The 22103-nt window shown below is 58.7% G+C and carries 21 protein-coding genes, 1 pseudogene and 1 riboswitch; of the genes and pseudogenes, 4 read left to right on the top strand and 18 right to left on the bottom strand.

All coding sequences use genetic code 11. The features are described 5' to 3' along the window. Positions 1-9 precede the first annotated feature (9 nt). The 6 genes from BJP06_RS00420 to BJP06_RS00395 form a co-directional block, all read right to left on the bottom strand. Positions 10-1947: a peptidoglycan D,D-transpeptidase FtsI family protein gene (locus BJP06_RS00420; RefSeq protein ID WP_369822174.1), complete on the bottom strand. Its 1938-nt coding sequence runs from the start codon at positions 1945-1947 to the stop codon at positions 10-12. A 114-nt stretch (positions 1948-2061) separates the two neighbouring features. Beyond that, the gene (locus tag BJP06_RS00415; RefSeq protein ID WP_071572455.1) at positions 2062-2769 is read right to left on the bottom strand and encodes a hypothetical protein; all 708 of its coding nucleotides are present in this window, start codon (positions 2767-2769) and stop codon (positions 2062-2064) included. Between the two features lie 14 nt (positions 2770-2783). After that, positions 2784-3782, bottom strand: a complete 999-nt coding sequence (gene rsmH, locus BJP06_RS00410) for a 16S rRNA (cytosine(1402)-N(4))-methyltransferase RsmH (RefSeq protein ID WP_143110515.1) — start codon at positions 3780-3782, stop codon at positions 2784-2786. A gap of 202 nt (positions 3783-3984) precedes the next feature. Further along, positions 3985-4419 carry a division/cell wall cluster transcriptional repressor MraZ gene (gene mraZ / locus BJP06_RS00405; RefSeq protein WP_070362207.1) on the bottom strand — a complete coding sequence of 145 codons (435 nt, stop codon included), beginning with the start codon at positions 4417-4419 and terminating at the stop codon, positions 3985-3987. A 400-nt stretch (positions 4420-4819) separates the two neighbouring features. After that, positions 4820-5215 carry a DUF3040 domain-containing protein gene (locus BJP06_RS00400; RefSeq protein WP_070478970.1) on the bottom strand — a complete coding sequence of 132 codons (396 nt, stop codon included), beginning with the start codon at positions 5213-5215 and terminating at the stop codon, positions 4820-4822. Positions 5216-5311: 96 nt separating this feature from the next. Next, positions 5312-5746, bottom strand: coding sequence for an SAV_6107 family HEPN domain-containing protein (locus BJP06_RS00395; RefSeq protein ID WP_071572453.1), 435 nt, complete (start codon positions 5744-5746; stop codon positions 5312-5314). 129 nt (positions 5747-5875) lie between these two features. Here BJP06_RS00395 and BJP06_RS00390 point away from each other — a divergent pair, with 129 nt between their 5' ends. From BJP06_RS00390 to BJP06_RS00380, 3 genes are read left to right on the top strand one after another with little or no spacing between them, the layout of a single operon-like run. Continuing rightward, positions 5876-6448: a GNAT family N-acetyltransferase gene (locus BJP06_RS00390; RefSeq protein WP_070362204.1), complete on the top strand. Its 573-nt coding sequence runs from the start codon at positions 5876-5878 to the stop codon at positions 6446-6448. A gap of 56 nt (positions 6449-6504) precedes the next feature. Continuing rightward, on the top strand, positions 6505-7617 hold the full coding sequence (locus tag BJP06_RS00385) for a polyprenyl synthetase family protein (protein WP_070478775.1): 1113 nt from the start codon (positions 6505-6507) through the stop codon (positions 7615-7617). A 2-nt stretch (positions 7618-7619) separates the two neighbouring features. Then, on the top strand, positions 7620-9092 hold the full coding sequence (locus BJP06_RS00380) for an alpha-(1->6)-mannopyranosyltransferase A (RefSeq protein WP_070478774.1): 1473 nt from the start codon (positions 7620-7622) through the stop codon (positions 9090-9092). Here the strand turns inward: BJP06_RS00380 and BJP06_RS00375 are convergent. Continuing rightward, on the bottom strand, positions 9061-9423 hold the full coding sequence (locus BJP06_RS00375) for an Rv2175c family DNA-binding protein (RefSeq protein WP_240492798.1): 363 nt from the start codon (positions 9421-9423) through the stop codon (positions 9061-9063). The two genes, BJP06_RS00380 and BJP06_RS00375, sit on opposite strands and share 32 nt — an antisense overlap. A 48-nt stretch (positions 9424-9471) precedes the next feature. On the opposite strand from BJP06_RS00375, the pseudogene BJP06_RS00370 reads away from it, so the two are divergent. Next, positions 9472-10659, top strand: a pseudogene (locus BJP06_RS00370) (protein kinase); the annotation flags it as partial. Positions 10660-10696: 37 nt separating this feature from the next. Here BJP06_RS00370 and BJP06_RS00365 read toward each other — a convergent pair. The 11 genes from BJP06_RS00365 to BJP06_RS00320 all read right to left on the bottom strand — a co-directional run bounded on the left by BJP06_RS00365 (position 10697) and on the right by BJP06_RS00320 (position 22062). Next, entirely contained in the window at positions 10697-12085 is a 1389-nt protein-coding gene (locus BJP06_RS00365; protein ID WP_070362200.1) for a class II 3-deoxy-7-phosphoheptulonate synthase, read from the bottom strand. A gap of 86 nt (positions 12086-12171) precedes the next feature. After that, positions 12172-12684 carry a polyadenylate-specific 3'-exoribonuclease AS gene (locus BJP06_RS00360; RefSeq protein ID WP_070478769.1) on the bottom strand — a complete coding sequence of 171 codons (513 nt, stop codon included), beginning with the start codon at positions 12682-12684 and terminating at the stop codon, positions 12172-12174. Further along, a complete protein-coding gene (locus BJP06_RS12000; RefSeq protein WP_168156176.1) occupies positions 12684-12860 on the bottom strand; it encodes a hypothetical protein in 177 nt (58 codons plus the stop codon). Before BJP06_RS12000 ends, BJP06_RS00360 begins: the two co-directional genes overlap by 1 nt. Positions 12861-12873: 13 nt before the next feature. Next, complete coding sequence (locus BJP06_RS00355) at positions 12874-13614, bottom strand: 1-acyl-sn-glycerol-3-phosphate acyltransferase (protein ID WP_070362198.1); 741 nt, start codon at positions 13612-13614, stop codon at positions 12874-12876. Next, positions 13607-14578 carry an ROK family protein gene (locus BJP06_RS00350; RefSeq protein WP_070362197.1) on the bottom strand — a complete coding sequence of 324 codons (972 nt, stop codon included), beginning with the start codon at positions 14576-14578 and terminating at the stop codon, positions 13607-13609. Before BJP06_RS00350 ends, BJP06_RS00355 begins: the two co-directional genes overlap by 8 nt. An 11-nt stretch (positions 14579-14589) precedes the next feature. Then, positions 14590-15735: a glycosyltransferase family 4 protein gene (locus BJP06_RS00345; protein ID WP_070478765.1), complete on the bottom strand. Its 1146-nt coding sequence runs from the start codon at positions 15733-15735 to the stop codon at positions 14590-14592. Positions 15736-15740: 5 nt separating this feature from the next. After that, positions 15741-16787: a C40 family peptidase gene (locus BJP06_RS00340; RefSeq protein WP_083433139.1), complete on the bottom strand. Its 1047-nt coding sequence runs from the start codon at positions 16785-16787 to the stop codon at positions 15741-15743. Positions 16788-16912: 125 nt separating this feature from the next. Further along, complete coding sequence (locus tag BJP06_RS00335) at positions 16913-17656, bottom strand: C40 family peptidase (protein ID WP_071572452.1); 744 nt, start codon at positions 17654-17656, stop codon at positions 16913-16915. Positions 17657-17670: 14 nt separating this feature from the next. Then, a riboswitch (cyclic di-AMP (ydaO/yuaA leader) is annotated at positions 17671-17842 on the bottom strand. A gap of 535 nt (positions 17843-18377) precedes the next feature. Then, a complete protein-coding gene (locus BJP06_RS00330) occupies positions 18378-19997 on the bottom strand; it encodes a cytochrome bc complex cytochrome b subunit (RefSeq protein WP_070478762.1) in 1620 nt (539 codons plus the stop codon). Next, positions 19997-21217, bottom strand: coding sequence for a ubiquinol-cytochrome c reductase iron-sulfur subunit (locus BJP06_RS00325; RefSeq protein WP_070362192.1), 1221 nt, complete (start codon positions 21215-21217; stop codon positions 19997-19999). Before BJP06_RS00325 ends, BJP06_RS00330 begins: the two co-directional genes overlap by 1 nt. Continuing rightward, positions 21214-22062 carry a cytochrome c gene (locus BJP06_RS00320; protein ID WP_070362191.1) on the bottom strand — a complete coding sequence of 283 codons (849 nt, stop codon included), beginning with the start codon at positions 22060-22062 and terminating at the stop codon, positions 21214-21216. Before BJP06_RS00320 ends, BJP06_RS00325 begins: the two co-directional genes overlap by 4 nt. Positions 22063-22103: the final 41 nt, after the last annotated feature.

The following is a 22103-nucleotide window of genomic DNA, read 5'->3' as shown; positions in this document are numbered from 1 at the left end:
GAAACTTCCCTACTGGGCTTGCAAAACGTACTGGTCCGCTTCTGGGCTAGGCGGCAAGTTCTCCCTATTGATCAGCCAGCTGGCGATTTCAGTAAACACCGGACCTGCCGACTGGCCACCGGCTCCGCCTTCTCGTGTACCTCGCTGCGGCTCATCAAGCATGACCGCCACGACAAATCGCGGATCGTTCGCAGGCGCGATGCCAGCAAACGTAATCCAGAACTGGTTTTGCGAGTAGGCGCCAGTCTCAGGATTCACCTTTTGCGCGGTACCCGTCTTGCCCGAAAGCTGATAGCCAGGAAGTTGGCTGTTCTGGGCGGTACCGTTGTTGATCCCTGCCGGGTCGTTTTGGAACGTGGAACGGAACATGTCCACGACCGTGCGTGCCGTCGCCTCCGACACCACACGATGCCGCTCAGGCTCGGGCTGTTCCAGCGGTGTGCCCTCTGCACTTTCAATGCTGCGGATAATGCGAGGCGTAATCCGCTCGCCACCGTTGGCAAGCGTTTGGTAGACGCTGGCCATCTGAAGCGCTGTCCAGCTCATTCCCTGCCCAATTGGTAGGTTCGCAAACGTTCCTCCGGACCACTGCTCTAGCACTGGCAACAGACCGGCGGACTCGTTGGGCAGCTCAATGCCGGTTGTGTTTCCGATTCCGAAGCGCTGCAGGTAATCCCAATAGCGCTCCTCGCCCAGCTTCTGCGCAATCTGCAAGGTGCCCACATTCGAGGACTTCCCGAAGATGCCCGCTGTGGTGTACGGCATCACACCATGCTCCCACGCATCGCGCACAGTAATACCAGCCATGTCGATAGAGCCCGGCACTTGGTGTACTTCCTCCGGAGTAGTCACCTTCTCCTCAATTGCCGCAGTCGCTGCGATAATCTTCGCCACGGAACCCGGCTCAAACGGGTGCGAGATCGCGTTATTGCTGAAGTCCTTCCCTTCGCGCAGCTGCCGTTCGATGTCCCCGTTCGGGTCAATAGTGGAGGTATTCGCCATTGCTAGCACTTCACCACTGCGGGCATCGAGCACTACTGCCTCGGCGTCCTTTGCCAACGAGTTCCGTTTCGCGTTCTCCAGAGTCTGCTGCACAAACGACTGCAGGTCCAGGTCGATCGTCAAGGTGATCTTCGCGCCATCCACCGCGGGTACTACGTCGCGCAGCGTACCGGGGATGGACTGCCCGTCGTTCGACACGTCCTCTGTCTTGCGCCCGTTGATCCCGGTGAGCACCGCATCACTCGATGCTTCAAGCCCAAACTGTCCCTGCCCGTCCATCGACACCTTGCCGAGGATGTTTTCAGCAATCGCCCCGTTCGGGTACTGGCGGATGTCCTGGTGGTCCGAGGCAACGCCGTGGAACTCAGCAGCAATGTTCGACGCCACATCAGGGTCCACGTTCCGGACAAGCACTTCGTAGTTCGAATCCGCGTGCAGCTTCTCGAGGATGTCGCGCGCATCAACCTTGCCCACACTGCGCATATCGTCATTGTCTCGTCGCCTATCGACGTCCTCTTCGCCCATTGCCTCGCCAATCATGACGGGAATCTCGTTGGCCATCGTGCGCAGAATATCCTCGACTCTCGCGTCGACCATGGCTCGCGTCGCGTCATCGTCGAGGTTCGGAACGTCTTCATTGAGCATGACCTGCTCACGCAGTTCCTTACGAAGCGTCACCGGCGACACGGTCAACGACCGCGCCTGCATCGTGTACGCCAGGTGGTTACCTTCGCGGTCCACGATCTCACCGCGCCGCGCGGGGTCAGTGTAAATCCTGGCGCGCTGCGATTGCGCCTGCTCGCGCAGCTGTGGGCCCCACACCACCTGCACAAGAAACAGCCTGCCAACCAAAAATACGCTGACTACAAGAAACAGAATTACTGCCCATTGGGACCGCTGGTGCAACACACTTCGCCGTGTCTTAGGCGCTTGAGGTGCTTGCAGGGCACGAGGCCGAGCAGTTCGTTTTCTCCGGTCCGGGTGCGATTCGACCACTGCCCTATTTTCACCTCACTCAATTGCATTCAACGGGTAAGAAACGATTCGTGCCCTTAGAGCTTAGAGCGTAGGTGGGACATTCGGCGCATACGGCGCCACGTTGTCCAAACGAGAAGTGCTGCCAAGCACGTTATTGCCAGGAAGCTGCGTCAAAGAATCACCGATTTCGCGAGTTGCGTGCTGGTCACTGGACGCGCGCCCAGATCGTGCGTGAGACTCATTCACGTCCACCACACCGACAGTTGCGTTCGGGTCGAATGGACGCTGCTCATGCACACTGCCATCTTCATGCACCGCAACGATCCCTGGAGCCGATGGAACCAACAGGCCTGCGTCACCTGCACGTTGTGCAATCTCTGCGGATGATTTGCGGTCCTCAAGGTCGCGGGTCAGCGATTCGACACGGTTGGTCAGCTCTCGTTCCTGCGCCTGAAGGCGCTGAATGGTAAACGTTTGCGTCGTCGACAAAGCGCTGAGCCCCATCGCAGCAACAACCCCGAATACCAGCAGTACCACCGTCACTGTGAACGTCAGCGACAACTGTTTCTTAGCGACAGCCGGCTGCGCAATCCTCCTGCCGCGGTAGGACACAATCTGCTTCGACCCCAACCGCCCGTGAGTACGCGGGTGTGGGACGTGTGGCCGAATTCCCGGGTTGAGCAGCCGAGTGTTCGCGCTACGCTGCTGGCCGGAGCGCCGCGTCTGCGGGCGCGCCTGATCACCGCGCGTCAGCGTCATGTTCGATCCGCTGTGCTCTCGTGCTGCCATGATTGATCAGTTCCTTAGTTGCCTTGTGCTAGTTTCTCGACACCACGTACCCGTACGGACGCCGCTCTAGGGTTATGTTCAATTTCAGTTTTCGACGCCTTCTCCGACCCATTTGTGATGGATCGAAACAGCGGCTGTGTACCGGGTAAGTCCATCGGGAGCCCCGGTGGGGTTTTCGACTCCGTGAGTTCCCGAAACGCCGCCTTGACGATTTTGTCTTCCAGCGATTGATAGCTCATGAAGACCGCACGGCCACCAACTCCGAGGAGGTCAGTAATGACGGGGAGGACTTGCTCGACCGCTTCGAGCTCGCGGTTCACTTCGACCCGCAGCGCCTGAAACGTTCGCTTTGCCGGGTGCCCGCCCGACCTACGTGTGGCTGCCGGAATCGTGTCGTACAGCAGCTCCACCAGACGCGCACTCGTTGTGAATGGCTCCTGTTCACGCTGCTGAACAATCGCCCGAGCAATCTTTCCCGCAAAACGCTCGTCTCCGTACGTCTTCAAAATGCGTGCCAAGTCACCGTGCGAGTAGGTATTCAGCACGTCAGCTGCAGTGAGCGATTGCGTCGTATCCATCCGCATATCTAGCGGGGCATCGACCTTGTACGCGAAACCGCGTTCTTCCTGATCGAGCTGCATCGAAGAAACGCCAAGGTCAAACAGCGCCCCGGCAACTCCATTTTCGCGGACGATGCCGAAAGGCACTCGCTCGTCAGAAGCAGCAACTTCGCCAATTGCGTCAAAACGGGCTTGCACCGGAACAAAACGGTCGCCGAATGGGGCCAGACGCTGCGTTGCCGCAGCTAACGCGTTTGGGTCGCGGTCGATTCCAATAACGTACGCGTTTGGAAATGTAGAGAGAAAGTACTCAGTGTGGCCGCCTGCGCCGAGGGTGCCGTCGACAATCACTGCGCGATCGCCGAATTGCTCAACTGCTGGTGCGAGCAATTCCGCCATCCGGTTACGCATCACGGGAACGTGGCCACGGTTTGCCACCGGATCAAAGTCCATCGCGGCTTCTACCATTGTCGGGCACACTCCCTTCACTGCGTTGTTCTGAAAATTACCTACACCCATGTTTGGGGAGCGTATAGAGCCCTACCCCGGGCGGCTGCTCTGATGTCGGGGAAGTACACCAGAACGCTTCACGCCCGGGATAGAGTCCGTACACGCTCTCCGTCAGTAGTCGATGTCCACTGTCAGGTAGTCAGCCTTACAGCAGACCGGAGAGTATGTCGTCGTCATCCGCCGCCGAGAAGGCGGCTTCAGTCTCTTCTTGATATTGAGCCCAGGATTGTGCATCCCAGATCTCGAGAAAATCTACAGAACCGATGACCACGCACTCCTTGGAAAGGTTTGCGTATTCCCGGTGCGACGCCGACAACGTGATACGACCAGAACCGTCAAGCGTTTGCTCATCCGCACTGGCAGCCAGATTACGAATGAACGCTCGAGCCTTCGGGTTCGTGCGGGATGCTGCGGCAGCTTTTTTGGCTCGCGCTGCGAATTCCGCACGGGGGTAGACCGCCAAAGAGTGATCTTGCCCCTTGGTCACCATCAGCCCGTCCGCGAGGTCCTCTCGGAACTTCGCGGGCAGCGTCAAGCGTCCTTTGTCATCAAGCTTGGGAGTGTAGGTTCCCAGAAACATCGGGCGACCCACCTTCCTCTACGCCGTCAGACACGTGATGTATGTAGTTTTCTCTGCTTCGTGCGACAAAGGTGTGTAGTCAGCACACCATCGCGCCTTCCGCTACGCCCCACTTTAACCCACTGTGCCCCACAAATGCCACACCACACACAAAAAAGATTGCCGACTTCAACATAATCGCAGGTCAATGAGCAAGAAGACGGTGGGGCGCCCTCCCCCTTTCATGCTTCACATTAGCCACAACCACCTCACTAGTCGGCTAAATACACAGAGGGATACCCACAAAAGTTCGTCTCCACATATACGTGTGGGCAAAAGTGGAGAGTGTGGGTGAAAGTGGGGCGTTTCGCCTACGCAATAAAAAACGCCCCCAGTAAAGGGGGCATGGTCCTTCTTTATATTAAGGCCGATCCTCGAACCGGCGCTTAAAGTTCTGCTCCATCGAGCTCACTCGAGGAGACTTCTGCTGGTTCCGGGAAACATTTCGCAACTGCGATACAGATGGGCCATGCGCTGGGGTGCGCAACGCCATGATTCCACCAGCCATCATGACGCCGAACCCGATAACGCTAATGATTACTGTCCAAATGGAAAGCGAGGCAAGCGCAACACCGCCGAGCAACAACACCACTCCAAGCACCATTAACGCAACGCTGCGCATCGTAATCCGGCCTGTGGACGATGGAGCCGCATAGTCGGCGTTTCGGCCGACGCTTTGCACAAATGAAGGGTCATCTGCCATGAGTGACTGCTCAATTGCGCGGAGTGCTTGCTGCTCCTGTTCAGAAAGTGACACTGCTCTACTCCCAAGCTCCAAAGCGGACGTTGCTATCCATACAACGGCCATCCTAGCGCCTTTGTTCCCCGGGAGACGAAGACAAGATAGCCCGGGCTAAGCCGCAACACCATTTCCGGCAGGAAGTGCCTCGAGGTAGAACTGTTCCGCCTGCTCAAGCAACTGCGCAACCCTGTCAGCTGGCGGCATATGCTCAATCCCCGAGGCAACGCGGCCGCGTTCCCGCGAGAACGACTCAAACGCATTCGCCCACCGCTCACCACCCTTCCCCGTGAGTGCAAGCTTCTTCCACGCGCTACTTGGCAGCCGCTTTCGCTTCTGGATTACCGGACTATCGGAACACACCGCACCCGCAGTCCGCAGCGCTGCACGGTAGGCATATTCCATAGCCTCGTCGTACGCCCCCTCCTCAAATCGCTCATAGGCATACGTGAGGCAGCCATCGGCGGTTTCAAGAAACTGGTCACGCTTCGATTGACGGACGCGAGCACCGTAAACTTCGTTCGTTGTCGCAGAGATAACGCTGTTCATGTTGATTTCTCCTTCATTTCCCTTTCGCATTTGAGATGAATATAGAAAATGGGTCCGACAAATCCCCCAGAACTTCGCTCATTTGTTCGAATATGGCGAAACTTCCCGGACTCATGGTTCGATAAAGGCATGAAGACCGAAATCCGCCGACTCACATCGGCCGAGTACCTTCTTGCAACGCCCGCACTCGTCGACCTCTATATAGAGGCCATGGACTACCCGGTCAATGTTCGGGCACAACGCATCTCCTCCTGGCGCCAAGAGGCTCTCTCCCCAGGCTTCACTGCAATCGCGGCAGTTGCTGACGACACGATCATCGGCATTGCATACGGAATGTTGGGACAGCGTGAACGATGGTGGGATCAGCAGCTCAGGCGGGCGCTTGCCATGCAAGGGGGGCCGTCGAAAAGCGAAAAGGAGTTACTCCAAAGCTACTTTGAGGTCGCTGAAATCCATGTGCTCCCTAGCTATCAAGGGAGAGGTATCGGCGCGAGGTTGCTCCGGGAGCTCCTGCGCCTTGCGCCGGCAAAATTTGCTCTACTGTCTACCCCTGAGGTCGAGCACGAGGACAACGGCGCGTTCAAGCTCTACCGCAAATTTGGGTTCTCCGACGTCGCACGTAACTACCTCTACCCCGCTGATCCGCGGCCATTTGCGATTCTCGGGCGATCGCTGCCACTCAGCGCCTCACCAATGTTGTAGGTTTGTCGTGGTAACTCGGTAGTCTCTAGGTGCATACGTCTACGACAGATTCTGGAATGGAGCACAACGTGTCTGAAGTATCCTCACAAGGGCCAACGCTCGAGGCCATCCCCGCGCTTGTTGAGGAGCAACTTCGCGTGTTCTTCGACGGCCAGGAATCGGTAGTCGCGGAAATTGGTGCCCCGGTGGAAGACGCAGTGTCTTACCTGCGCAAGTTTGTCCTCGGTGGAGGCAAGCGGATACGGCCACTCTACGGTTGGGCTGGCTTCATCGGCGCAGGAGGGCTCGACCACAGCCAGGAGAACCCCGACGCAGTGCTGCGCGCAGTGAGCTCGCTCGAGTTCATTCAGGCATGTGCGCTCATCCACGACGACATTATCGACGCCTCCGACACCCGGCGCGGCAACCCAACAGTGCACCGCGCGGTTGAGGCTACGCACCGCAACGAAGGCTACCGTGGTGACGCCGCGTCGTTCGGCGAGCACTCGGCCATTTTGATTGGCGATCTTGCGCTGGTGTGGGCAGAAGACATGTGGCGATACTCGGGGCTCACGAATGATGCCCTCGACCGCGCGGCGAAGCCGTGGGTGGGGATGCGCACTGAGGTGATCGGCGGCCAGCTGCTGGACATCATGTTAGAGGCTAAGGGCAGCGAATCTGTTGAGCTCGCAGACAAGGTGAATCGGTACAAGACCGCTGCGTACACGATTGAACGGCCGCTCCACCTTGGCGCCGCGATTGCCGGCGCGCCGGATGCAACGATCGCCGCGTTCCGTGGTTACGGACGTGATATTGGCATTGCGTACCAGCTCCGCGATGACATCCTTGGGGTCTTCGGTGAACCTGAGGTGACCGGCAAGCCGGCTGGCGACGATATCCGTGAGGGCAAGCGTACCGTCTTGTTCGCCACTGCGCTGGCAAACTTGGACGCGTCCGATCCTGCCGCAGCGCAACGCCTTCGCGACGGGATTGGTGTCGCAGCATCGTCAGAGGAGCTTTCCGAACTCGCAGAGCTTATTCAAGAAAGTGGCGCCGTCGAGGCAGTAGAGGCGCGCATCGACCGCCTCACTGAATCAGGCCTGCAGCACCTTTCGGACGCAGGGATTGATGATGCAGTTGCGCAGTTCATGCGTGACTTAGCTATCAAAGCCACGGCTAGGCGTATGTAGCAATGAAGTCTCTTTCGCCGACACGACTAGGGCTGCTGGCAAGTATCTTGGTGGCCCTTGGTTCCTTTGGGGCCGGCGCCACCCGCAACCGTGGCGGCGTGATGCGTATGTTGGGCGTCGACAATTTGACGTACGGGCACGGGCGTGCGCTCATGGACATCACGATGAGCGTCGGCATCGTTTTGTTGTTGCTTGCCTGGCTGTGGCTGTGGCGTACGCGTCCCACCTTCGATACGGTACGGCGCACCACCTGGCTGTGGACCGCACCACTCGCGCTGAGCGCACCGATGCTCTCGCGCGACGTGTACTCCTATCTGATGCAAGGCGCCATGCTTCGCGACGGCTTCGACCCATACTCAGAAGGTGCGGCCGTCAACCCCGGCCCGCTGCTGTGGGAAGTCTCGCACGACTGGCGCAACACCACCACCCCGTACGGTCCGCTGCACCTGGGGTTAGGCAAGCTGATCACACTGGTAACTGGCGATAGTGTAGGCGCCGGCATCGTTGCATATCGGCTCCTAGCGCTGGCGGGTTTCGCGCTGATTATCATCACGGTCCCGAAAATTGCGCAGCAGCTCGGCGGCGACAGTGCATTTGCGCTCTGGATTGGCGCGACGAACCCCTTGATGCTGCTGCATATGGTTGGCGGCATGCACAACGAGGCCGTGATGGTGGGGCTCGTCAGCGTCGGCATCGTGTGGGCACTACGCCGCCCAGCAACCTTCGCCACTTTTAGTGGCGCCATCGCTGTGGTGGCTGTTGCGGTCTCGCTCAAGGCCACGGCTGCCGTGGCGATGCCTTTCATCGTGTGGCTGATGGTTGCCCATTTCGCGGGTGCATCAGCATCTGTGCTTAAGAAGTGCGGCGTGTTCATCCTTGCCACGGCTTGGTCTATCGCGCTGACAGGCGGGGTGCTTTATGTTGTCACCGCGGCGTCTGGAGCGTCGTGGGGCTGGCTGGCTGAGATCTCCGGCAACTCGAAGGTGATCAACCCGTTGGCAGGGCCCACGCTGGTCACCGAGATACTCACTCCCGGGTTCCAACTTTTCGACGACCACTTCTACTACAACAGCCTGCTCGTTGTCGTGCGCACGGCCGCTTCCATCCTGATGTTGGTGGCGTTAGCCGTTGTGTGGTGGTGGTTCCGCCCGAAACCGGGTGCAGCGAACGACGTGCGCGCTGTCCAGGGCACGACCGCCGCGTACGTCGCCGCGTTCATCACGAATGCGGTCACGCTCCCCTGGTACTACGCGTCGATTTTGGCACTCGTGGGAACTTTCCGGGCACCGCGGTGGGTGCAACAGGTCGCCGTGGGTGCGAGCGTGATCATCGTGCTGGCGTTTACAGGCGGCGGTAACCACCGCTTTTACGATGCCTGGTTCCTCGTCGCGGCACCGTTCGTGGCCTTTGCAGCAGTGCTTGCGGTGTGGCCGTTCAAGCAGGCTAAAACGCCATCGCCTGTGCTCGGCGAATAACTTCGCGGGCACCATGGCCGTGCAGCGCGTCGATTGGACGGCCGCTCAGTGATTCATCGGGGGTGAATAGGTACTGGAGCGACTCTTCGGGGGAAAAGCCGCCGTCCGCAAGCACGGTGATTGCACCGCTGATGAACTTTGACATTTCGCCGTCCGCCAGCAGGAGCGCAGGAATGTAATTCACGCCGTCCTTGCGGTAAACGAGGAGCTTGTCGGCGTGAACATAGTCGTGGATTTTTGTGACTGGAACGCCGAGTGTTTCCGCAACTTCGGGGAAGGTCAGCAGTTCATCGTGTTCGAGCAAAGAATCAATAGTCTGTTGAGCACTCACGACCGACAGTTTACGCGTCGAGAGCACGTTTGGGCCATACTGGAGCGCATGGCACAGCTCGCAGTAGGAGACACGCTGGACAACCGGTACATCATCGATCGCCCCATCGCACGCGGTGGCATGGCGACGGTGTACCGCTGCGTCGATACGCGTTTAGGCCGTGAAGTTGCCGCCAAGGTGATGCACGAGTCCTATGTGCATGACAGCGTGTTTCGTGAGAGGTTTCGTCGAGAAGCTCGGGCGATGGCCCAGCTTTCCCACCCCAACCTGGTCAACGTGTACGACTTCGCTGCCCAAGGCGAACCCACGAACCAAATATTTTTAATCATGGAGCTCATCACCGGTGGAACACTGCGTGAGCTGCTCGCCGAGCGCGGTCCCATGCCGCCGCACGCCGCCGCCGAGGTAATGCGGGCTGTGCTCACTGGCCTCGCGGTCGCGCACCAAAAAGGAATGGTGCACCGCGATATCAAACCGGACAATATCCTGATTAACAGCGATCACAGTGTCAAGCTTGCGGACTTCGGCCTTGTGCGCGCAGTCTCAGACATCACGCATTCCACCGACCAGATCGTAGGTACGGTCGCCTACCTCTCCCCCGAGCAAGTGGACGGTTCACCGATCACGCAGGCCTCCGACGTCTATTCCGCAGGCATCGTGCTCTTTGAGCTACTCACCGGCCAGCAGCCCTTCAACGGCGATACCCCCATCGCGCACGCCTTCGCACGGCTACATGATGTGGTGCCCGCGCCCAGCTCTCGGATCGGAGGCGTACCAAAGCTTTTCGACGAACTCGTGGCCACCGCCACCGCGACCGACCCCCACGACCGCTTCCATGACGCATCGGAGTTCCTCGCTGCGCTCAACGACGTAGCGGACGCGCTTGAGCTACCACCCTACGCGGTACCCGTACCAAGGCATTCCGCAGCGAATCGTGCCGCAGCTCACCCCACGCAGTTTCGCCTCCGGCCGAATTCAACAGATGATTCCCCGAGAACACGTGTGGATGCGCCGACAGTCCAGCCCCCGGCGCCTGCACCGCCACCACCACAGGTGCCAGCCCCGGCTCCACCGCAAGCCCCGCTTTCCCCGGCGCGACCTCGCAAGCCGGTGAGCAACCGCTCGGGAATCGGCCTGGCAGTTTTCCTAGTGTTCAGCGCAATCTGCACAGGCTTGGTTGCGGTGGGCGGCTGGTGGCTCGGGTCCGGCATGTACGGCGAGATTCCGCAGATCCTCCTACCGATGCCCTAAGGCGCCACCGCCGCGCGCAATCTTAGTAGCGCAACATCTCCGCTACGAGGAAGGCCAACTCGAGTGCCTGCTCAGTGTTCAAGCGCGGGTCGCAGGCAGATTCGTAGCGGCCTGGCAGGTCAACGTCAGTGATGTCCTGCGCACCGCCGAGGCACTCGGTGACCGCCTCGCCGGTCAGCTCAATGTGGATGCCACCCGGGTGCGTGCCCAACTGACGGTGCACCTCGAAGAAGCCCTGGACCTCATCCAGAATCTTGTCAAAGTGCCTGGTCTTGTAACCATTTGACGCCGTAAACGTGTTGCCGTGCATCGGGTCGCTTTGCCAAATCACCTTATGGCGAGATGCCTCGACGGCGTTGACGATGCCTGGCAACACTTCGCGAATCTTGTCGTGCCCCATCCGGATCACCATCGTCAAACGGCCAGGCTCGAAATTCGGGTCGAGCTTATCCGCGTACGCCACGGCTTCTTCCGGAGTGGTCGTCGGCCCCAACTTGATGCCGATCGGGTTATCGATCATCGCGGCGAAGTTCACATGGAAGTCATCGAGATCGCGGGTGCGCTCGCCGATCCACAGCTGATGCGCGGACAGGTCATACAGCCGCGTCTCCCCCTGATCGTCTTCGGCGAGGCGCAGCATTGCGCGCTCGTAGTCCACAAGCAGAGCTTCGTGGGAGGCGTAAATCTCCGAGGTCCGGAGGTGTTCGTCGCTCACGCCACAAGCATCCATGAAGGCAAGCGAGCGCGAAATCTCACGGCCGAGCGCCTCGTAGCGTGCACCCGCCGGAGAGTTGGTCACAAACTCGCGGTTCCAAGTGTTGATGTTGTGCAGGTCCGCGGTACCGGACGCAGTAAGTGCACGAACCAGGTTCATAGCCGCAGACGCATTTGCGTACGCGCGGACCATGCGAGCGGGATCATGGCGACGCGCCTCCGGAGTCGGTTCGACGCCATTGACGATGTCACCGCGGTAATTCGGCAAGCCGTTGCCGTCGAGATCGGATGAACGTGGCTTTGCGTACTGCCCGGCGATACGCCCGAGCTTCACTACGGGCATCGACGCGCCGTACGTCAACACTGCCGCCATCTGCAGGAGTGTACGCACGTTCGCGCGGATATGAGGCTCTGTGTTGGACTCAAATGTCTCCGCGCAGTCACCACCCTGAAGCAAAAACGCTTCACCGTTAGCGACCTTCGCCATTTTCTGCTTGAGTTCTTCAACCTCTGGGGCAAGAACTACCGGCGGTACAGATTCGAGAATCTTCCGCACATACTCAGCCTCATGACGGTCCCAGCTCGGCTGCTGCTTCGCGTCACGCGACAACGCGTCCTGGAACTGTGCATTGAGGTCTCCCGGGAGCGGTGGCAAATCGGGGAGAACTTCTTTGGGGATATCTACTGTCCAACTCACACTTAATGTTTAGCACGAAGCTGCGACGAATACCACAACTTTGCGGCGCGAATACCTGCACAGACTCAAAGTGTGAAACGCGCGTCTCACGATCTAGACGCGCGGCCAAGCCGGTCAAGCGGCAAATACTCCGCGCATACGCGGTACTTCTTCAAGTTATGGCGCGCATCTACCAATGCATCGTGGTTCCCGCGCGGCACCTGTGGCAGCCTCGGCCGCCCCGCCATTTCCCAGTACTGCTTCAGCTCTCGAGTAAAGCGCGGAAGGTTCTTCGGCAACCCGGTCATGTCACCCCACAGCTGCGCCAGCACAACGTGATCGTACGCCCCCACCCATGCCCAAAGCTCCGGGGCGGAGCGGGGCGTCGTCAAGAACTCGTAGACCTCACTGCGGATCTGCTCCCGCGACTTCCATGCGGGGTGACCAGCACCGGGCAGTTTATCCAAGACATTGTCGCGCACCCACTGGTTCGCACGCGCGGCGTCAAACTCATTGGACACCGCGTAGTATTCACGGCCGTCCTCCGCGACGATGCCGATGGAGACTAGCTCAATGGTCGAGCCGTCTTCGATGAACTCTGTGTCGTAAAAGTAACGCACTAGTTCGCCTCACCCTCCGGGCCCTCAGGTTTGCGTGGCCAAAACATCACCGCTGCAACGAACAGTACGAGTAGCGGCGAAATCACATTCCTGGCTATCTCAAGATCACTCGTGACGAGATACGCTCCCACCGCGCAGCACACGAGCACAATACGAGTAACGAGGTCCCGGTCCATCAAACGTCCTTACTTAATCCTCTTCGGGCTCGGCGCCCTCAGGATAGCGCCCCGTCTCTTCCAGATGCTTTTTGACGTCCGAAGCATACACATCCACGTACGGGTACCCGGACAACGCAGACATCTTATGCATCACGAAGTCCGTAAACGGACGCATCACCTCCCGCGAGTGCGGATCAAATCCGTGCTCCGTCGCCCAAGCGTGCGGGTCAATAGGTTCGCTGAGCTTGATGCGGACCTTCGCCGGGCGCGGAAGCACCGACCCGATCGGGTTCGCCTCGCGGGTGCCAATCATGGCCACCAAGATCACCGGCGCTCCCGTGTCCATCGCGACACGAGCCATACCGGTGCGCCCCTTGTAGATCCGACCATCCGGTGAACGCGTGCCTTCCGGGTAGATACCGAACACGTCGTTGCGATCAACAATCACCTCGCGCGCAGCCTGCTGCAGGTTCGCGCCCGCATTCGAATCACCGCGATGCACAGGGATCTGACCAACAGCGGTAAAGAAAAACCGCTTGAACCTGCCCCTCAAGCCAGGTTGCGTAAAGTACTCGCTCTTCGCCGGAAACGTGATTTGCCGACGCAGCATCAGCGGCAGATAGAACGAATCCATCACCGCTTGGTGGTTCGAGACAAGAATGACGCCGCCTTCGTCTGGCACATGCTCCGCGCCTTCAATCGTGGGACGATTCCACACGAGCAGCGCTGGACCTAGCAACGCTTTAAACGCCGAATACCACTTGTTATGCACGGTGTCTCCCTGCTAGATCCTCACGAGCCAAGTCTGCGACACCGATCATACCTGCCTGCGGGCCCAGCTCTGCGCATAGAATCTCCGGAACAGGGCGGTACCCGGAGCCAACCATGTTACGACGCAACGAATCCTTGGCATCTTCCATAAAGAGATCTGCGTCGGCGCTCACGCCACCGCCAAGAACCACCAGGCCCGGATCCATAACGTCAGCCACTATCGACAAACCACGGCCCAGCCACTCCGCAAAACTCGCAAGCGCCTTCACGCCAAGCTCATCGCCCTCGCGTGCAGCCTCCATCACGTCATGGCCCGTCGCCCGCTTATCGACGACTTTCCGGTACAAACCGCACTTCTTAAAACCGCCGTGCGCTGCGACCTCCAAAGCACAGTCCACCAACGACGTGCCCGAGGCGTACCGCTCCAAGCAGCCCTGCTTACCGCAGGAACACACGCGCCCATCTGGCACAACAGTCAAGTGCCCGAACTCGGGGGCAGTGCCGAACGATCCGCGGTAAATCTTGCCATCAATCATCAGCGTTGCGCCGATACCGGTACCGACGGCAAAGAACACCCAGATATCCGCATCCTTTGCTGCGCCAAATCGGTATTCACCCCAGGCTGCCGCGTTCGCGTCGTGCTCAAGGCGGACTGGTAGCCCCAGAGCCTCCTCAAGCTGCGCCCGAACCGGCTGGTCGTTGCGCCACGGCAAATGCGGGGCGAACCGCACGATCTCGCAGTCCGGGTCAAGAAAACCGGCGATAGCCAAGCCGACAGCATCAACCACGTACTCCCGCTGCAGCTGCCGCACCATATCGACGATGACGTCGATAAGCTCATCACCAGTCTGCGGAGTACCAGTAGATATCGATGCAACGATGCGCCCAGAGTCATCAACCACTGCTGCGCGAGTATTCGTCCCGCCGATATCAAAACCGACAGTCAGCTTGGATTCAGTAGACATACATGACCATGCTAGTCGCCGAGAGCCTGAGAAAATAATAATTTCTCACACCGCTCCCCCAACACCTGCCACGAAAACTCCAGCTGCACATGGCGTCGACCCGCCTCCCCCATCGATTCCCGCAGCAGGGGATCACGCAGAAGACGCACCAACGCCGCGACAAGTGCATCATCATTCTTATCGACGACCACTCCGCTGTGGTCCGTCACCGTTTCCGGCGCACCGCCCGAATCACCAGCGACCACCGGCACCTCACACGCCTGGGCCTCGAGAAACACAATCCCGAGACCCTCAACGTCGAGGCCTCCGCCGCGGGTACGAACCGGCATCGCGAACACGTCTGCAGCCGCAACGATTCGACACAGGTCATCGTCGCTGACCCGCCCGGTGAACCTGACACCGTCGACGCCCTCCGCCATCGCGTGAAGCCGACGGGCATACGGCCCCTCCCCAACAATCACCAACTGTGCACCCGGCACCCGCTGGCGCACTCGCGGCAGGACGCGGATCAACCGGTCTTGCCCTTTGCGTTTCACCAGACGCGACGCACACACAATCAGCGGAGACTCCGCGCCGATTCGGAACGAAGCTCTGGTCTCCAACTTCTCCTGCTGCGTTGCGGGCGCGTAGCGGGACGTCGATACGCCTGAGGGAAGCGCAACGAACTGAGGATTCGGACCAAACGCTTCCTTGAATCGCCCCAGTGTGTACTCCGAAATGTACGTGATTACATCGGCACTACCGCCAATCGTTCGCAGCAGTCGACGACCAACGCGAAACATTGACCACCCGACCTCATGGCCATGCGTCGTTGCCACAACCCGCGAAGCACCCGCACGCTTCGCAGCACCCCCCATCACTCCAAGAGGAGCTGCAGCACCAAACCACACCGTATCGACGTGCTGTTCCCTGATAATTCGCTGCATCATCCTCCGGACAGCAGGAGTAGGCAACATCACCGGAAAAGGCCAACGAATAATCGTGTACGGCTGTTCCGCATCCCATGCGAGAGCAGCCGCCTTATCCTGCATCGAGGCAAACACAATGATGCTCTGCGCCCCACGACGGTGAACGACCTCCTGCACATAATCCCGCAAGTACGACTGAATCCCACCGACAGTCGGTGGGAAATCATTCGTCACCAATAAAACAGTCATGGTGCCTAATAACGGACAGCGCCCTGGACCGGCATCGAATTCAACGGGACAACCTGAACCGGAATACCGTAGTCAGAGGCATGCACAACCATGCCGTCGCCGATATACATGCCAACGTGCGTCACTCCCGGGTAATAACCGACAATGTCACCTGGCTGCAGGTCCCCCATGCTCACCGGCATGCCACCAGCAAGCTGAGCCTGCGAGGTACGCGGGATCGCCTTACCGTTCTGCCCGTAAGCCCACACCATGAGCCCAGAGCAGTCGAACGCCGACGGCCCCGTCGCGCCCCAGCCATAAGGCTTGCCAACCTGCGCGAGCGCGGCACCGACAACCCCATCCCCCACCGGAGGCAACGAGCCAGCATCAACGGGGTGCAGACGTCCCTCCCACAACGAACGCGCCTCCGGCGACAAATTATCGACGCGCGCCTCAATCTCCTCAATCTGTCCCTGCAGCGCCTCGCGCTCACGCTCGAGCTTCGAACGCTTTGAATCAAGGTCATTGCGGAGATACTGCGCTTCCGCAAGGGCTACGTTTGCAGCATTCGCCTTCGTTGCCGCGTCCTGGGCAGCGCCTTCGTACTCGCGGAGCACGCTTTGCTGCTTGCGGGACAGCGAATCCAGGTACGCAGCACGGTCAATAGCAGTCTGGGGACTACCAGAGTCCAGCGTTGTAAGGATCACATCGGCCTGGACGTTGCGGTACCGGGAAGCAGCGAGGCGGTCTACTTCCCTTTGGAGATCATCACGAGCGATTTTCGCAGCTTGGACTTGGGTACGCGCATCCGCCGCGTCAGACTGCAAGCGCTCAAGTTCCTCCGACTTCGCGGCAATATCATCCTCGACGCCCTTGAGCTCTTCTACCTTTGCGGTGACCTCATGCGAAAGCTCATCAACCTGATGAATCAGTTCCTCGACATCATCCGCTACTGCGGACGGAGCAGCAACGCTACTGCCCACAACGACAGAGAGCGATGCACCCAGCGCCACGCGCTTCCCCCAGGAACGCCCATTTGCAACATGACGCGCATGTAAAGAGTGTTTAGCCACTTAAAGCCCCTTCGCTGGCAAGAAAAACTATCACCAATATAGCGAGAGGGGCTTAAAGTTACAATCTTGTAATTCTTCTGCCGACCCCCACCACAATCGTTTGGATCGGCCGATAAATACCGTGCTTAGAAGCGCACAGCGGAGTGCACTGGCATCATGTGCAGTGGACGCTCAGCGACCGGTGCGTTGGTGTTCAGTGCATCAATGATAGTGCCGTTGCCGGTGTAGATACCAACGTGGGAAGCGCCACCGTAGTAAGCCACGATGTCACCAGGCTGAAGCTGATCAAGCGGAACCGGAGTACCCGCAGCCGCCTGCGCCTGCGAGGTACGAGGGATGGACTTACCAGCCTGCGCATATACCCAGGAGGTGAAACCGGAGCAGTCGAACACGTTCGGGCCCGCAGCGCCGTATACGTATGCAGCACCAATCTTTGTACGTGCAATATCGACCAGGCGCTGACCTGCGGAGACCTGCGACGCTGGAGCAACTGCCGGCGCAGCAACGTTTGCGGAGTATGCCTTCGCGACTGGCGCCTTGAACTGAGCCTCGACGTTTGCCAGCCATGCACCAAACGAAGGTACGTTGTTGACGCCAGGAACCGCTCGAACCTGCGCAATTGCCGTTGGGACATCAGCATTGGACTTCTGACCTGCCAGGGATGGGATCCAAGCCTCGATGCCAGGAATCGCAGCGATGCCCGGCACGTTCTCAATACCTGGGACCTGAACAGCTACCGGCGAGTTCGGGACGCGAACCTCAGCCGCCTCTGCAGAGATTGGCGAGAGCAGCGAGGCACCTGCAGCTGCTGCGGTCACTACCGCGACGTTACGTGCAGTGCTGTGTGCCTGACGACGGTGCTTAGCCATAATTGTAAAACTCCATATCTTCTCTTTTGCCGACCGAGTTAGCTGACGGGTTGGGCTAGAGAACCAGCCTTACGACTTCCACGGAAAACTCCGCTCTCGTTCGCATTCACCCCAGAGAGAAAATCCTGCTTGGGTCCCCGGCTTCCCGAAGCCACTAAGGCTCAGGGAATTAGGCGCTATATGTACTTACTGCTTGCTTTCAACGGCTGTTGCTGCAATGTCTCGATTAGGTTACGAAACGGAAACATCTTTGTCCAACGACACGGCCGTTATCGTTCCGTTATTTTTCCCTCCCCTCATTCCGCGCGAATTTTCCTGAGAACTACAAGCAGAGCGCCACAATGTACCGAACCTGACGAACGACCTTCTACCTGCGCTTTTGCGAACCTTCCTCACCTGTACACAGAGTGCCGATTTGGTAAGAATGCACTAAATCACTCTTATGTGACATTACTCACTAATATTGTGTAACGCTTCCATAACGCTTCGAAATGGCTTCAAATTCCTCCGCCTTCAGACGTGAAGCGGTGAGCCATTGCTCCGCATTTATACCAAGTGCCGTAACAGAACGAAGTCAGAAGTGGGCTCGTGTCATAGCACGGGCGAGATAAAGGTGCTGAGTTCCAAAAGTGAACTGACCAGACATACAAAAATGCCCTGGCCAGCTGTACTCTCGTACAACCAACCAGGGCGCCTTGAGCGACCGCTAGTGTGTTAGAGCCTATTCAGAAGCATTGCGGTCATCGAGGTGTTTGGTTTCCTCGAGCTTGCGCAACGTCTCGATCTCCTCATGGTGGTTCTCGCGCTGCGCGTCCCGGACGCGCTCGGAAACGCCAAGCTCAGCAGGCTTGAATTTACCGATGGTCTCGGAGTCAGCGAAGCCGAGCTGGTTGAGTCGCTTCGGAACCGGAGCACCAGCGTAATCGAGTGGCACTGGGTGTCCATGCTCGTCGACTGGGCCAAGCGGCTGGTGGATCTCCACAAACGCACCGTTAGGCAGCTTCTTGATGATGCCCGTTTCGATACCGTGCTCCAGAACCTCACGGTCGGAACGCTGCAGACCAACACAAATACGGTAGGTCAGCCAGTATGCGAACGGCGGCAAGACAATGAGACCGATGCGACCGAACCAGGTCATCGCATTCAGCGAGATCTGGAAGAAGTGAGCAACGTGGTCGTTGCCACCGGAAACGGTCAGCAACAGGAAGAACACGAGTGCCATCACACCGAGGCCGGTACGCACTGGAACGTCACGAGGGCGCTGCAGCAGGTTGTGGTGCGCAGTGTCACCGGTCACCTTCGCTTCGATGAACGGGTAGCTGATCAGCAGGACGACCATCACGCCACACATGAGGGCAACCCAGAAGGCACCCGGAATGGTGTACGGGCCGAGGTAGAGCTCCCACGCTGGCATGACACGAGCTGCGCCGTCAGTCCACAGCATGTAAACGTCAGGCTGCGAACCGGCAGAGACCTGCGACGGGTTGTATGGACCGATGTTCCAAATGCCGTTGATGGTGGTCAGACCAGCCATAGCAGCGAGGACACCGAAGACAACCATCATGAAGCCGATTGCCTTGACCGCGAAGACCGGCATAATGCGGATGCCAACAACGTTGTTCTCCGTACGACCAGGGCCTGGGAACTGGGTGTGCTTCTGGAACCAGACGAGCAGCAGGTGCGCTGCGATCAGAGCCAGGATCACGCCCGGAAGGATCAGAACGTGCAGGATGTAGAAGCGATCCAGCATCAGGTCAGACGGGAAGTCGCCGCCGAAGATTGCCCAGTGCATCCAGGTGCCGATGATCGGGATACCAACAATGATGGCGGACATAATACGGAGGCCAACACCAGAGAGCAGGTCGTCTGGCAGGGAGTAACCCATGAAGCCTTCGGCCATGCCGATGAGAATCAGGGTAACGCCGATGACCCAGTTAGCCTCACGTGGGCGGCGGAACGCACCGGTGAAAAAGATACGCATCATGTGGGCGAACATCGCCATCATGAACATCAGCGCAGCCCAGTGGTGCATCTGACGAACGAACAGGCCACCGCGGACCTCGAATGAAATATTCAGAGCCGTGGCGTACGCGCGTGACATCTCCACGCCGTTGAGCGGTAGGTACCCGCCGTCGTAGATCACCTTCGTAATGGAAGGGTCAAAGAACAGCGCGAGGTAAATACCTGTCAGCAGCAAGATAATGAAGCTGTACAGCGCCATCTCACCGAGCATGAAAGACCAGTGGCTCGGGAAGACCTTATTCAACTGTGGCCGGAGGAAACCGGCTACCGTGTACCGCGAATCAACGTTGTCCGCGGCTTGTGCAAGTTTAGTACTCATTAGGATTTACGCTCCCAGAATGCCGGGCCGACGGGCTCGATGAAGTTTCCGTTGGCGATGAGGTAACCGTCTTCGTCAACAGTCACAGGAAGCTGAGGCAGAGCACGGGCAGCCGGTCCGAAGATCGGCTTGCCGTACTGCAGTGCGTCGAACTGCGACTGGTGGCACGGACAAAGGATGCGGTTCGTCTGCGCTTCGTAAAGCGAGGTCGGGCAACCAATGTGCGTACAAATCTTGGAGTATGCGTAGTAATCCCCGTAGTGGAAATCTTCCTGACCTTCACGCTCAACGACGCGGCGTGCGTCCTCAGAGCGAAGGCGGATCAGCATAACTGCGTTACGAGGGCCATGCAGCGAGTGCATGTGATGTTCGTATACGTCGCGCTCTGGGTCGTAAATGTCACCATCGTTGACATCCTCCGGGTAGAGCGGGAATACCGTCTCCATGGAAGCAGCAGCGAGGTCTTCTGGACGCATACGCACCAGGCGGGAAACACCTGCCGTGGAGTAGTGCGAGCCAGCTACGCCTTCGTGCAGCTCGGCGATCGCGCCAGTGTCGCGACCGAGGTAAACCTTGACGCCCTTCTCCTGCATGGTCCACCCGTGTGTCCAAAGCGTGCCATCACCTAAGTAGTTAAGGTCGTGGCGCTTCTTCCACGGGTTTTTGATCATGCCACCGAGGGGTGCAACGACCATGAGGCCGGCGAGAACACCAGCGGTGCCAAGCAGACCCTTCATTGCCTTGCGACGACCAAGGGTGGAAGTCTCCCAGGCATCATTCAGCAGAGCGGTCGTCGTGCGACGGTCCAATTCGGAAGAACGGCCGTCGTGACGACGCTGTACGGAGATCTCCTCAGGGATGAACTTCTTCACGTACTGGACAATCGCGATACCCAGGGCGGCAAAACCGACACCAGAAGTAAGGCCGAGCAGTGGCGTGTAAAGCGTGTAAACCCAAAGTCCTTCATCGCCGTGGAAGCGTGGCTCCCATGGCCAGAAGAGGTAGACACCGAGGAACGCGATTCCGCAGAGCACCGAAATAATCAACCAAATGTTGATTCCGAGTTCGGAAGACTTCTCGCGTGGGTCGCCATCAACTGGGAACCGCTCCTTGCGGTACGCAACGGTGACGTCGTCGAGTTCCGTGCCCAGAGCAGCGAGCTCCGCATTATTCATGCGGTCCAAATCTTGGGATGTGTAGTTCTTGTTTACTTCACTCATGAGCGCGATCCAATCCAGATAGCTGCGGCAGCAACGAGCGTTACGCCGATCATCCACATAGCCATACCTTCAGAAACTGGGCCAAGGCCACCAAGGGCGTAACCGCCAGGGCTTGGGGTTTCTTTCGAAGACTTAATAAACGCAATGATGTCGCGCTTCTCGTCGGCACTGAGCTGGCGGTCCGAGAACTTTGGCATGTTCTGCGGGCCGGTCAGCATCGCCTGGTAGATCTCCTGCTCATTCGCAGGGTCCAACTCCGGCGCGTACTTACCAGAAGACAGTGCGCCACCGCGGCCGGTGAAGTTGTGGCAAGACGCGCAGTTCAAGCGGAAGAGCTCGCCGCCACGTGCGACGTCGCCAGCCTGAATCTGGCCATCGTAGTTCTTACCGCGAAGCTCTTCTTTCGCGAGTGATCCGTCTGGGTTGTACACCAGCTCCGGTCCCCCACCGTTGGCAGCAACATAGGCAGCCAGTGCCAGTGCTTGAGACTCGGTGTAACGAGGACGCTTGCGTTCAGCCTGAGCGTCATTCGACATCATCGGCATACGTCCGGAGTTGACCTGGAAGTACACAGCACCTTCGCCGGTGCCGATCAGGGACGGGCCGCGGCCTTCAACACCCTGGAGGTTTGCGCCATGGCAAGTGATGCAAGCGACGTCGTAAATGTCCTTGCCTTCTTGAATCATTGCCTGGTCATCTTTTTGCGCAGTAGCGACCTGCGCGTTCGGGGCAAGCGCCGATGCGAGGAAACCCGCACCCGTGAGGCCGAGCGTCAAGGCTGCTGCACCAGCAAAGGTGCGCTGCGCCTTGCGCCGACTGCGCTTTTTCTTAGGTGATTTTTCCATCTTGTTCCCTTTGAGCGTCAGTGTCTAATACAGATAAATGG

The sequence above is a fragment of the Corynebacterium sp. NML120713 genome (genome assembly GCF_001875735.1).
GTDB lineage: Bacteria > Actinomycetota > Actinomycetes > Mycobacteriales > Mycobacteriaceae > Corynebacterium > Corynebacterium pseudogenitalium.
This window is presented reverse-complemented; position numbering and strand designations above follow the sequence as displayed.